Origin of the sequence: Pseudomonas sp. PWP3-1b2, from assembly GCF_049896045.1 — a bacterium.
Taxonomy (GTDB): domain Bacteria; phylum Pseudomonadota; class Gammaproteobacteria; order Pseudomonadales; family Pseudomonadaceae; genus Aquipseudomonas; species Aquipseudomonas antarctica_B.
Map to the genome: position 1 here is coordinate 63639 of NZ_JAFCTN010000026.1, position 12798 is coordinate 76436.

The window sequence follows — 12798 nt, forward strand, 5'->3', positions numbered from 1 at the left end:
TCATCATCCTGATCGCGATTTTCATGCACTAAAACTGAGCCAGGCTCGTTCCCCTGTGGGAGCGGGCTTGCCCGCGAAGGCGGTCTACCAGCTGATCATGAGCGGGTTGACACTGCGCTTTCGCGAGCAAGCCCGCTCCCACTTTTGTTTTTGTGCAGGGTCAGCCAGCCTGTGACCAGCAGGGCGCTGGCGACGCAGGTCATGATGACCAACGGTTGAGAAGTGCCGTCGGACAACAGCCCGGTCACCCAACTGCTAACCGCCGTCAGGAACATCTGGATAAAAAAGAACAAGCCCGACGCTGTTCCGGCAATCGCCCCGTACGGCTGCAACACCGACAGTTGGCACGCCGGAATCACCATCCCCACCGACACCATGATCACCACCATCGGCAGCACAATTGCCAGCCAGTGCTGCGGCAACGCCGTGGTTGCGAGGGCGAGCATCAGGCTGCCCAGCACGTTCAGGCCGATGCCGGCGTTGATCAGGCGGTCGGCTTCAAACCGCAGCACCAGGCGCCGAAACAGATTGGCGCCGAGTATGTAGCCGCTGATGGTCGCGGCAAATACCAGCGCATACGCCGTGGCAGACAGGTGAAAGCCGCGCTGCAGCAGCGCCGATGACTCGCTGATAAACGGGAAATAGGTGCTGTATACGCAGCCGATTGCCAAGGCGTAGCGCAGGAAGTAACGGTCGCGCAGTAGTTGGCCGTAGAGGCGCAGCAGGTTGGCCGGTGGTGCGCCGGCCACTTCAAGCGGGCGGGTTTCCGGGAGGCGGCGATAGACCACCAGGTACAGCACCGCGCCGATCACGCCGAGCACCACAAATAATCCACGCCAGTCGATAAAGGGCAGCATCAGGCTACCCAGCACCGGTGCAGCCATGGGCGATATGGCCATGGCCATGGAGATCAGGCCGAGCAGGCGCGCCTGTTCCGCGCGGTCGAAATAATCGCGCACGATCACGCGGCCGATCACGGTGGTGCAGCAACCGCCAAGGGCCTGGAACAGGCGAGCGACGATCAGCACGCCTAGGCTGTCGGCAAGGGCGCAGGTCACGGTCGCCAGCACATACAGGAACAGCCCGACCAGCAACACCGGCCGGCGGCCGAAACGGTCGGTCAACGGGCCGCTGACCAGCAAGGAGATCGCCGAGCCCAGGGTGTAAAGCGTGAGCACCAGCTGGAGCTGGCTGTCGCGGGTGTGAAAATAATCAGCCATGGCGGGCAGGGCCGGCAGGTGCAGGTCCAGGGTGATGCGCGGCAAGGCGATCAGCACGGTCAGCAGGGCCAGCCAGAACCCGGTGGAGAGGGCGCGTTGAGTCATGGGGAGCTTCTTCGCAAAGGGTAGAGCCCGAACTCTACCGGCGTTGTGGTTTAATCCTGTGAGCCACTTATGCCAGGGATGAATGGACCACTATGAGCCGAGGAAAAGCTGCAAATGCACTCGACCTGCCGCGCCCGGATGCACTGGACGCGGGCAAGCAGCAGGGCGCGTACGAGGCCTTGCGCGGGGCGATCCTGAGCCGGCAATTACCGGCGGGCAGTCGATTGCCGTCTACGCGCAGCCTGGCCGAACGCTGGCTGGTGTCCCGAGGTACGCTGGAAGCGGCGTTCGAGCGCCTGCATATCGAAGGTTATGTGCAGCGGGTGGCAGGCTCCGGCACACGGGTGTGCGCGGTGATTCCCGAGCAGTTTATTGCGGCCCCGGCGCCGAGTGGGGCTGCGCGCCGTGAGGTCGTCGCCGATCAGCCGGAGGCTGGCGTGCAAAGCCACGTACCGTTTGTGGCGCGGCGCCCGGACGCGAGTTTGTTTGACCTCAAAAGCTGGGCGCGGTGTATCTCCCGAGGCCTGCTTTCGGCGGGGCCTGGGGTGTTGGAAGCCGCGCACACCGCCGGGTTGCCAGCGTTGCGCGAACAAATCGCCGACTACCTGCGCAGCTATCGCGGCATGCGATGCGAGGCCGATGAGGTGATTGTCACCACCGGCATTCGGCATGCCCTCGACCTGATCGCCCGAACGCTGCTCAAACCCGGCGACACGGTCTGCGTTGAAGACCCCGGCTATAAACCGGCGCGACGCCTGTTCAGCCTGGCAGGCGCGCAGGTTCAGGCCATTGCGGTCACCGATGAAGGGCTGGATACCGCCAGGCTCCCCGACACTGCGCGCCTGGCCTACGTCACGCCCGCGCATCAGGCGCCGCTGGGCATGACCCTGTCGGTGTCGCGTCGCCTTGCTCTGCTGGACTGGGCCGCACGCGCCGACGCGTGGGTGATCGAGGACGATTACGACAGCGAGTACAACTACAACAGCGCGCCGCTGGCCGCGCTTAAATCCCTGGATGGCGCCGACCGGGTTATCTACTGCGGCAGCTTCAACAAAAACCTGTTTCCCGGCTTGCGCGTGGGATTCATGGTGGTGCCCAGGGCGCTGCGTCCGACGTTGCTGCGAACCTTGCAACTCACGGGGCATTCGGTAGGCGCCACGGATCAATTGGGCCTGCTCGAATTCATGCGCAGCGGGGCGTTTGTGCGCCACCTGCGTGCCTCGCGCCAGGCCTATCAGGCGCGACGCGACGCCTTGCTCGATTGTCTGCCGCCAGGCTGCACGGTCAGCGGTCAGCAAGCCGGGCTGCACTGTGTGCTGTGGTTGCCTTCAGGTGTCGAAGAAGCGGATTTCTGCACCCGCGCCGCTGCGGTCGGGCTGACATTGCAGCCGCTGGGCACTTTCTGCCGGGAGGCACGTTTGCCGCCGGCGGTGATTATCGGCTACACCGCGTTGACCCTCGCGCAGATCCGCTATCACGGCCGAATACTCACACAATTGTTAATAGCGGCTTAACCCCTGCTGGGTCGAGCGCTGAGCCTTGCCCAGCTCCCACAGCGAATGTTGAGGGCAGCAGGGTCAGTCATCAAACCCAACCTGCTCATGAATCTCATCCACCTTCAATTCCAACCGATACGCCACGGCAATAAACAGCGCCTGGCACAGGCACAACGTCGCACTCAACGAGCGAAACGCAAACGACGACCCTTCATTGACCAACAACACCGCGTTCGCCCGCTTGGCCAGGGGCGACAGGTTGCTGTCTGTGATGATCAGCGTTTTAGCCTGGTGATGCTGCGCAATGCGCAGGCAGTGTTGGGTCTCTTTGCCATACGGCGTAAAGCTGATCGCAATCACCAAATCGTTCGCGCGCACGCTGCGCATCTGCTCGCGGTAGTTGCCGCCCAGGCCTGAGATCAGGTGAATACGCTTGTTGGTATGTTGCAGGTTGTAGACCAGGTAATCCGCCACCGCGAAGGAACGGCGAACCCCGACGACATAGATGTTGTCGGCATTCACGACCAGATCCACCGCCTTCTCGAACGCCACATCATCCAGTTCCAACCCCAGCCGCTCGATGCCCGACAGCGTGGCATTCACGCACTCGCGCGCCAGGTCGCCGCCGCTGGCTTTCTGCGACTTGTTGGCGATCATGCTGCGAATGCGCTGCTGGTAGTTTTGCACCGGCGTGGTTTTGTGGGTGTAGGCCTCGCGAAACAGCGCCTGCATCTCGCTGAAACCACTGAAGCCGAAACGCTGGGAAAACCGCACGATGGCCGACGGGTGCACTTCGCACTCGCGGGCGATGTCGCTGATGCGGTCGACCATGATCCGGTCGCTCTGCTGGCTCATGTAGCTGGCGATGCGTTTGAGCTGGCGCGGCAGGCTTTCGTATTCGTCGGTGATCAGCTGCAACAGGCGCTCTGCATTGAGCGGGGGGCTGGCGAGAGCGTCTTCTGAAGGGGTCTCGGGCATGGGCAATCCTTCTGGCTTGTTCTTCTGGTGCGCTGATAGTTGGCGCAAGTCTACAGCGTAGGCGCAAAAAAATACCCCGGCATCACAGCGCACATGGCCTGCTGAAACGATGCACGCTCGGGGCAGAGCCTTTGTGTGTGCTTATTGGAAAAAATATTCCACTAAAAATAATTATGGAATAAATATTGATTGGCGTCGCTGAACGTTCTAGTCTGGCTTCACCAAGAGCGTTTGCCGTCGCCACGGCGGCACAACGCAGGCTGATAAAAATAACAGGAGCCAGCATGGGCCAGACTCGTTTTGCCAGTGGGCGTCAATTGGATCTGATTTGCCTCGGGCGCCTGGGCGTCGACCTCTATGCACAGCAAGTCGGTGCGCGGCTTGAGGATGTGTCCAGCTTTGCCAAGTACCTCGGTGGGTCCTCCGCCAATATTGCCTTCGGCACTGCAAGGCTGGGGCTCAAGTCGGCGATGCTGAGCCGGGTAGGGGACGACCATATGGGCCGCTTTCTGCTCGAATCCCTGGCCCGCGAAGGCTGCGATGTCAGCGGCATCAAGGTCGACCCGGAGCGCCTCACCGCCCTGGTGCTGCTCGGCCTCAAGGACCGCGAAACCTTCCCTCTGGTGTTCTACCGCGAGAACTGCGCCGACATGGCCCTGCGCGCCGAAGACATCAGCGAGGCATTCATTGCCTCCAGCAAGGCGCTGCTGATCACCGGCACGCATTTCTCCACTGACGGCGTGTACAAGGCGAGCATTCAGGCGCTGGACTATGCCGCCAGGCACAACGTCAAGCGCGTGCTGGATATCGACTACCGCCCCGTGCTGTGGGGCCTGGCGGGCAAGGCTGACGGCGAAACCCGTTTTGTCGCCGACCAGACCGTCAGCGCGCATGTGCAGAAAATCCTGCCGCGCTTTGACTTGATCGTCGGCACCGAAGAAGAATTTTTGATCGCCGGCGGCAGTGAGGATCTGCTCACCGCATTGCGCACCGTGCGTGAACTGACCCCGGCCACGTTGGTGGTCAAGCTCGGCCCCCAGGGCTGCACAGTGATCCACGGCGCAATTCCTGCGCGTCTGGACGACGGTGCAATTTACCCCGGCGTGCGGGTTGAAGTGCTTAACGTGCTCGGCGCCGGCGATGCCTTTATGTCGGGCTTTCTCAGTGGCTGGATCAACGACGCCAGCGATGAGCGTTGCAGCCAGTTGGCCAACGCCTGCGGTGGCCTCGTTGTTTCCCGTCACGCCTGCGCCCCGGCCATGCCGACCCCGGCCGAACTGGATTACCTGTTCAACAGCCCGGTGCCGATTACCCGGCCTGACCAGGACGTGACCCTGCAACGCCTGCACCGCGTCACGGTGCCGCGCAAATCCTGGAAGCAGCTGTTTGTGTTTGCGTTCGATCACCGGTGGCAGTTGGTGGACCTGGCGCAAAAAGGCGGCCAGGACCCGACCCGCATCAGCGACATCAAGCAGCTGTTTATCCAGGCCATCGAACGTGTGGAAACGAAGCTGGCCGAGCAGGGCGTCGAAGCCGACGTGGGCCTGCTGGCCGACCAACGCTTCGGCCAGGACGCGCTTAACGCCGCCAGCGGTCGTGGCTGGTGGATCGCGCGCCCGGTGGAAGTGCAGAACTCGCGCCCGCTGGCGTTTGAACACGGTCGCTCGATTGGCAGCAACCTGATCGCCTGGCCTCAAGAGCAGATCATCAAGTGCCTGGTGCAATACCACCCGGACGACGAACCGATGCTGCGCCTGGAACAGGAAGCGCAACTCAAGGCGGTGTATGAAGCGTCACTGGTCAGCGGCCATGAATTGCTGCTCGAAGTCATCCCGCCCAAGGATCACCCATCCACTTACCCGGATGTGCTCTATCGCAGCCTCAAGCGCCTGTACAACCTGGGTATCTACCCGGCGTGGTGGAAGATCGAGGCGCAGTCGGCCGAGGACTGGAAAAAGCTCGACGAACTGATTCAGGAGCGCGACCCGTACTGCCGTGGCGTGGTGCTGCTGGGCCTGAACGCCTCGGCCGAATGCCTCGCCGACGGCTTCAGGCAAGCCAGCCAGAGCAGCACATGCCGCGGCTTTGCCGTCGGCCGCACGATCTTCCAGGAACCGAGCCGTTTGTGGATGGCGGGGGAGATTGATGATGAGGTGTTGATTCAGCAAGTGCAGGCGACGTTCGAGCAACTGATCAATGCCTGGCGAAGTTCCCGAACCTAAACCCGCTTCTTGAATGTGGAATGCAATCGAATGTGGGAGCGGGCTTGCTCGCGAATGCGGTGGTTCAGTTACAGAAGTGTTGCCTGACACACCGCATTCGCGAGCAAGCCCGCTCCCACATAAAGCAGAACTCAGTGCTATCTGAACAATAACAATAGGTGCAGCCATGCCCGCAATCCGAATTGGCATCAACCCGATCTCCTGGAGCAACGACGACCTGCCGGCCCTGGGCGGTGAAACGCCCCTGAGCACCGCCCTGAGCGAAGGCAAGGACATCGGCTACGAAGGCTTCGAGCTCAACGGCAAATTCCCCAAAGACGCCAAAGGTGTCGGCGACGTGCTGCGCCCCTACGACCTGGCGCTGGTCTCCGGCTGGTACTCCAGCCGCCTGGCCCGCTGTTCGGTGGCGCAAGAAATCGAAGCCATCGCCGGCCATGTCGAGCTGCTCAAACACAATGGCGCCAAGGTGCTGGTGTACGGCGAAGTCGCCGATTCCATCCAGGGCTCCAAAGTCCGCCTGATCGAACGCCCGCGCTTTCACAGCGAACAGGCCTGGCAGGACTACGCCGATAAACTCACCGAACTCGCGCGTTTCACCCTCTCCCAGGGCGTGCGCCTGGCCTACCACCACCATATGGGCGCCTACGTCGAATCCCCGGAAGACATCGACCAACTGATGAGCCGCACCGGCCCGGAAGTCGGCCTGCTGTTCGATTCGGGCCACTGCTACATGGGCGGTGGCGAACCCCTTGAGGTGCTGCGCAAACACATCGACCGCGTCTGCCACGTGCACTTCAAGGACGTGCGCAAACCGGTGGTGCAACTGGCGCGCAACCAGATGTGGAGCTTCCCCGACTGCATCGTCAACGGCACCTTCACCGTGCCCGGCGACGGCGATATCAACTTTGCCGAATTGCTCGATGTGCTGCTCGCCGCCCGTTATGAAGGCTGGCTGGTGGTGGAGGCCGAGCAGGACCCGGCAGTGGCGCCCAGCTATATCTATGCGAAAAAAGGCTATGACACCTTGCGCGCGCTTCTCAACGAGAGGACTTGAGTGATGAGCTTGTTGGTCAAAAGCAACAAACGTGGGCAAACCATGGTCGCCCTCGAAGACGGACGCCTGGAGTACGTGGGCTTTGCCGCCTACCGCCTGAGCCTGGGCGAAACCCTGCCGGTCACCCCCGGCGATCAGGAGCTGTGCCTGGTGCTGCTCAGCGGTCGCGTGAACATCGAAGGCGAGGGCTTCAACTGGCAGAACCTCGGCGATCGCCAGTCGGTGTTTGACGACAAATCCCCGTTCGCCGCCTACCTGCCGCCGGGCACCGACGCCCAGGTCACCGCGTTGAGCGACGTGCAGATTGCCGTCTGCGCCGCGCCCGGTGCGCCTGGCTACGAACCCCGTCTGATTCGCCCGGAACAGTGCAAGCGCAGTGTGCGTGGTAAAGGCGCCAACACCCGTTACGTGTGCGACATCCTGCCCGACAGCGAGCCTGCCCATTCGCTGCTGGTGGTGGAAGTGCGCACGCCCTCCGGGCACTCCTCGAGCTACCCGCCGCACAAGCACGACACCGATGATTTTCCGCACCAGAGCTTTCTCGAAGAAACCTACTACCACCAGATCAACCCGCCCCAGGGCTACGTGTTTCAGCGCGTCTACACCGACGACCGCAGCATTGACCAGGCCATGGCCGTGGAAAACAGCGACCTCGTCGTCGTGCCCAAGGGTTACCATCCGGTCAGCGTGCCGTATGGCTACGAGTCTTATTACCTGAACGTGATGGCCGGGCCCAAGCGCGCCTGGCATTTCCATAACGACCCGCAGCACAGCTGGCTGCTGGACCTCTAATCGGTTTTGACGGAGAACAACAACAATGAAATCGCCTCTACGTTTTGCCCTTAACCGCATGGTCGCGCCTAACCTTTCCCTGCCGGATTTTATCCAGTTGGCGGCGGCACTGAAATGCGATGCCATCGAGATCCGCAACGACCTCAAGGGCCACGAAATCGAATTTGGCACCCCCGCCAGCCGCGTCCGTGAGTTGTGTGCGGTGCAGGGCATTACGGTGCTGTCGATCAACGCGCTGTACCCCTTTGATGTATGGAACGACGAGCGTCGCGCCCAGGCGATCAAGCTGGCGACCTATGCCCGTGAATGTGGTGCCCAGGGGTTGGTGATGTGCCCGCTCAATGAGCGTGGCGACACCCGCACTGAAGCCCAGCGTGCCGCCGGCCTGCGTACCGCGTTGAGCGAGCTGGCGCCGATCCTGCGTGAGTACGGCATTCTTGGTTTCATCGAGCCACTGGGCTTTGAAGAGTGCGCCCTGCGCCGCAAACGCGTGGCGGTGGACGCGATCCACTCCATCGGCGGCCTTGATGTGTTCCGCCTGGTGCACGACACCTTCCACCACCACCTGGCCAGCGAGCATGAGTTCTTCCCCGAACTGACTGGGCTGGTGCATATCTCCGGCGTGGAAGATGCCGAAGCGCCGCTCAATTCGATCCGCGACGGCCACCGCGTGCTCGTGGGCGAGGGCGATATCCTCGGCAATGCGGCGCAGATCGACACCTTGCTGAGTACCGGATACAGCGGGTACCTGTCGTTTGAGCCGTTCGCTGAAAGTGTGCATGAGCTTGCGGATATCCAGCAGGCGTTGGGGGCAAGCATCACTCACTTGCGAAATTCCCGAACCTGACGCCGATCAAACCTGTGGGAGCTGGCTTGCCTGCGATAGCGGTCTGTCAGTAGCAAATAAGGTGCCTGCCACGCCGCCATCGCAGGCAAGCCAGCTCCCACATTGGATCTCTGCTGATCAATGGAATTGCATTTACACAGGGTGCACGTGATGACCACAACACGATTGACCATGGCCCAGGCCCTGGTGAAGTTTCTGGACAACCAATACATCGAAGTCGATGGCGTGCAGAGCAAGTTCGTCGCCGGGATTTTCACGATTTTCGGCCACGGCAACGTACTGGGCCTGGGCCAGGCGCTGGAGCAGGACAGCGGCGACCTGATCGTGCATCAAGGCCGCAACGAGCAAGGCATGGCCCACGCCGCCATCGGCTTCGCCAAACAACACCTGCGCCGCAAAATCTACGCCTGCTCGTCCTCGGTAGGCCCCGGTGCGGCAAACATGCTCACCGCCGCCGCGACCGCAACGGCCAACCGTATCCCGCTGCTGCTGTTGCCCGGCGATGTCTACGCCAGCCGCCAGCCGGACCCGGTGTTGCAACAGATCGAGCAGTTCCACGACCTGAGCATCAGCACCAATGACGCGTTTCGCTCGGTGAGCAAATACTGGGACCGCATCAACCGCCCCGAGCAGTTGATGACCGCCGCCATTCACGCCATGCGTGTGCTTACCGACCCTGCCGAAACCGGCGCGGTGACCCTCGCGTTACCCCAGGATGTGCAGGCCGAAGCCTGGGACTATCCTGACTACTTCCTGCAAAAGCGCGTGCACCGTATCGAGCGTCGCCTGCCCACCGAAGCGATGCTTGGCGATGCGCTCGCGGCTTTTCGCGGCAAGCGCAAGCCGCTGATCATCTGCGGCGGCGGGGTCAAATACGCCGGTGCGAATGCCGCGTTGCAAGCGTTTGCCGAACGTTTTGATATTCCGTTCGCGGAAACCCAGGCCGGCAAGAGTGCGGTGGTGTCCAGCCACCCGCTGAACCTTGGCGGTATCGGCGAAACCGGTTGCCTCGCCGCGAACCTGCTGGCGCCGGAAGCTGACTTGATTATCGGCATCGGCACTCGATACACCGATTTCACCACGTCATCGAAGTCACTGTTCAAACACCCGCAGGTGACGTTCCTCAACCTCAATATCAGCCCGTGCGATGCACTGAAACTCGACGGCGTGCAGCTGCTGGCGGACGCCCGTGAGGGCCTCGAAGCCCTGGCTGAAGCGCTGGGTGACTACCGCTCCGACTGGGCTGACCAGCCTCGCGATGCCAAGGCGCAGCTGGATGCCGAGGTGGACCGTATTTACCAGGCTGATTACCAGAGCGAAAACTTCGTCCCGGAAATCAACGACCACATGGACCCGGCGGTGCTGCGCGAATTTATCGAGCTGACCGGTTCTTGCCTGACCCAAAGCCGCGTGCTTGGCGTGCTCAACGAAACCCTGGCCGACGACGCAATTATTGTCGCCGCCGCCGGCAGCCTGCCGGGTGATTTGCAACGCAGCTGGCGCAGCAAGGGCGTGAATACCTACCACGTCGAGTACGGTTATTCGTGCATGGGTTACGAGGTCAACGCGGCCCTGGGCGTGAAGCTCGCCGAGCCGCAGCGCGAGGTCTATGCGCTGGTGGGCGACGGCTCCTACATGATGCTGCACTCGGAGCTGGCCACCTCGATCCAGGAGCGTCGCAAGATCAACGTGGTGCTGCTCGACAACATGACCTTCGGCTGCATCAACAACTTGCAGATGGAACACGGCATGGACAGCTTCGGCACCGAGTTCCGCTTCCGTAACCCTGAAACCGGCAAGCTCGACGGTGGGTTTGTGCCGGTGGACTTTGCCATGAGCGCGGCGGCCTATGGTTGCAAGACCTACAAGGTCAACACCGTGGAGCAGTTGCAGGCGGCGCTGGCCGATGCGCGCACGCAAACGGTGTCGACGCTGATCGATATCAAGGTGCTGCCCAAAACCATGATCCACAAATACCTGTCTTGGTGGCGGGTAGGCGTGGCGCAAGTGTCCACCAGCGCGCGCACTGACGCGGTGGCCAAACAACTCAATGAACGCCTGGCCAAGGCCCGGCAGTACTAACAACAATAAGGAGTTTCCTATGTCTTTGAAGCTTGGAGTGATCGGTACGGGCGCCATCGGCCGTGACCATATTCGTCGTTGCAGCCAGACCTTGCTCAATAGCCAGGTGGTGGCGGTGACGGACATCAACCTTGAGCAAGCGGCCAAGGTGGTGGCTGACCTGAAGCTGAGTGCCGAGGTGTATGCCGACGGCCATGCGCTGATCAATTCGCCGCAGGTCGAGGCGATTCTCGTGACGTCCTGGGGCCCGAGCCACGAAGAGTTCGTGCTGGCTGCCATCGCCGCCGGCAAGCCGGTGTTCTGCGAAAAACCCCTGGCCGTGACCGCCGAAGGCTGCCGCAATATTGTTAACGCCGAAGTCGCCTACGGCAAACGCCTGGTGCAAGTCGGCTTCATGCGCCCCTACGATGAAGGTTATCGCGCCCTGAAAGCGGTGATCGACAGCGGCCAGATCGGCGAGCCGTTGATGCTGCACTGCGCGCACCGCAACCCAACGGTGGGCGAGAACTACAAGACTGACATGGCGATCACCGACACCCTGATCCACGAGCTGGACGTGTTGCGCTGGCTGCTCAACGACGACTACGTGTCGGTGCAGGTGGTGTTCCCGCGCAAGTCGAGCAAAGCCCTGGCCCACCTGCGCGACCCGCAGATCGTTTTGCTGGAAACCGCCAAAGGCACGCGCATCGACGTGGAAGTGTTTGTGAATTGCCAATACGGCTATGACATTCAGTGCGAAGTGGTGGGGGAGACCGGCATCGCCAAACTGCCGGAACCGTCGCAGGTGCAAATGCGCAGCGGTGCGAAGCTGTCGAATGCGATTCTGATGGACTGGAAAGACCGCTTTATCGGCGCGTACGACGTGGAATTGCAGGCGTTTATCGACAGCGTACGCGCCGGGCAGGTCGGCGGGCCGTCGGCGTGGGATGGTTATGCGGCAGCGGTGGCGGCGGATGCCTGCATCGAAGCGCAGAACAGCGAGCAGATCGTAAAAGTCGGCCTGCCACCACGGCCGCATTTTTACGGTTAACCCCCTCTTCCACAATTGGAATGCAATCAAATGTGGGAGCTGGTTTTTTGTGGCGAGGGAGCCAGCTCCCACATAAAGCAAAATCCGGGAGACTCTGAGTATGCGCATCGCACTAGACCCCTACATGTACCGCCATCTGCCCCTCGGCCAAATGGTCGACAAGGCCGCCGAGCTTGGCTACCAGCACATTGAGCTGTCCCCCCGCGAAGATTTCCTGCCCTTCTACAAAGCCGCCCGTGTCGACCGCGCGCGCATCAAGGAATTTCGCAAAGCCTTGAGCGACGCTGGCGTGCAATTGTCTTCGCTGTTGCCGATGTACCACTGGGCCGCCGCCGACGAAGACCTGCGCGTGGCCGCCGTGCGCAACTGGAAACGCGCGATTCAGATCGCCGTGGAAATGGACTGCGAGCTGGTCAACACCGAGTTCACCGGCCAGTCCGACAACCCGCTGGTGTGCGAAAACCAGTTCATGCGCTCAATGGACGAGCTGATGCCGGAGTTCGAGCGCGAAGGCGTCAAGCTGGATATCCAGGCGCACCCCTACGATTTCTGCGAGCGCAACAACGAGTCGGTGGACATCATTCGCGGCCTCGACCGCGACTGGATCAACTACCTCTACGCTGCGCCGCACACCTTCTTCTATGACGATGGCAAAGGCGACATCGCCGCGATGCTCAAGTACGCCAGTTCCAAACTCAGCCACGTGATCATCGCCGACACCTACAACCACCGCGCATCCTCCAACCTGCGCTATATCGTCAACCCGCCGGGCGTGACCGCCACCGTGCACCAGCACCTGGACATCGGCCAGGGCGAAGTGAACTGGGAGGCGTTTTTCGGCACCCTGCGCGAGATCAAGTTCGACGGCATCGCCACGGTCTCGGTGTTTGCCTGGGAAGACCGGCCGGACGCGTCCAACCGGATGATGCTGGAGCGGGTGACCCGTGAACTCTGTCAATAAAGGAATCGACC

General features: G+C 61.7%; 10 protein-coding genes. 8 read left to right on the plus strand and 2 right to left on the minus strand.

Annotation, left to right across the window (positions count from 1 at the left end; genetic code table 11):
• Positions 1-95 precede the first annotated feature (95 nt).
• A complete protein-coding gene (locus ACP7A2_RS17545; RefSeq protein WP_426135239.1) occupies positions 96-1325 on the minus strand; it encodes a multidrug effflux MFS transporter in 1230 nt (409 codons plus the stop codon).
• A gap of 92 nt (positions 1326-1417) precedes the next feature.
• On the opposite strand from ACP7A2_RS17545, the gene ACP7A2_RS17550 reads away from it, so the two are divergent.
• Positions 1418-2839, plus strand: coding sequence for a PLP-dependent aminotransferase family protein (locus tag ACP7A2_RS17550; protein WP_426135240.1), 1422 nt, complete (start codon positions 1418-1420; stop codon positions 2837-2839).
• A 63-nt stretch (positions 2840-2902) separates the two neighbouring features.
• On the opposite strand, the gene ACP7A2_RS17555 is transcribed toward ACP7A2_RS17550, so the two are convergent.
• The gene (locus ACP7A2_RS17555) at positions 2903-3799 is read right to left on the minus strand and encodes a MurR/RpiR family transcriptional regulator (RefSeq protein WP_426135241.1); all 897 of its coding nucleotides are present in this window, start codon (positions 3797-3799) and stop codon (positions 2903-2905) included.
• A 284-nt stretch (positions 3800-4083) separates the two neighbouring features.
• On the opposite strand from ACP7A2_RS17555, the gene ACP7A2_RS17560 reads away from it, so the two are divergent.
• The 7 genes from ACP7A2_RS17560 (at position 4084) to ACP7A2_RS17590 (ending at position 12787) form a co-directional block, all read left to right on the plus strand.
• The gene (locus ACP7A2_RS17560; RefSeq protein ID WP_426135242.1) at positions 4084-6021 is read left to right on the plus strand and encodes a bifunctional 5-dehydro-2-deoxygluconokinase/5-dehydro-2-deoxyphosphogluconate aldolase; all 1938 of its coding nucleotides are present in this window, start codon (positions 4084-4086) and stop codon (positions 6019-6021) included.
• Positions 6022-6187: 166 nt separating this feature from the next.
• Positions 6188-7075 carry a myo-inosose-2 dehydratase gene (gene iolE / locus ACP7A2_RS17565; RefSeq protein WP_375070387.1) on the plus strand — a complete coding sequence of 296 codons (888 nt, stop codon included), beginning with the start codon at positions 6188-6190 and terminating at the stop codon, positions 7073-7075.
• Between the two features lie 3 nt (positions 7076-7078).
• Complete coding sequence (gene iolB / locus ACP7A2_RS17570; protein WP_426135243.1) at positions 7079-7867, plus strand: 5-deoxy-glucuronate isomerase; 789 nt, start codon at positions 7079-7081, stop codon at positions 7865-7867.
• Positions 7868-7892: 25 nt separating this feature from the next.
• Positions 7893-8714: a TIM barrel protein gene (locus tag ACP7A2_RS17575; protein WP_426135244.1), complete on the plus strand. Its 822-nt coding sequence runs from the start codon at positions 7893-7895 to the stop codon at positions 8712-8714.
• Positions 8715-8864: 150 nt separating this feature from the next.
• Positions 8865-10796, plus strand: coding sequence for a 3D-(3,5/4)-trihydroxycyclohexane-1,2-dione acylhydrolase (decyclizing) (gene iolD, locus ACP7A2_RS17580; RefSeq protein ID WP_426135245.1), 1932 nt, complete (start codon positions 8865-8867; stop codon positions 10794-10796).
• Between the two features lie 19 nt (positions 10797-10815).
• Entirely contained in the window at positions 10816-11826 is a 1011-nt protein-coding gene (locus ACP7A2_RS17585; RefSeq protein WP_426135246.1) for a Gfo/Idh/MocA family protein, read from the plus strand.
• Between the two features lie 100 nt (positions 11827-11926).
• Positions 11927-12787, plus strand: coding sequence for a sugar phosphate isomerase/epimerase family protein (locus ACP7A2_RS17590; protein WP_426135247.1), 861 nt, complete (start codon positions 11927-11929; stop codon positions 12785-12787).
• Positions 12788-12798 lie beyond the last annotated feature (11 nt).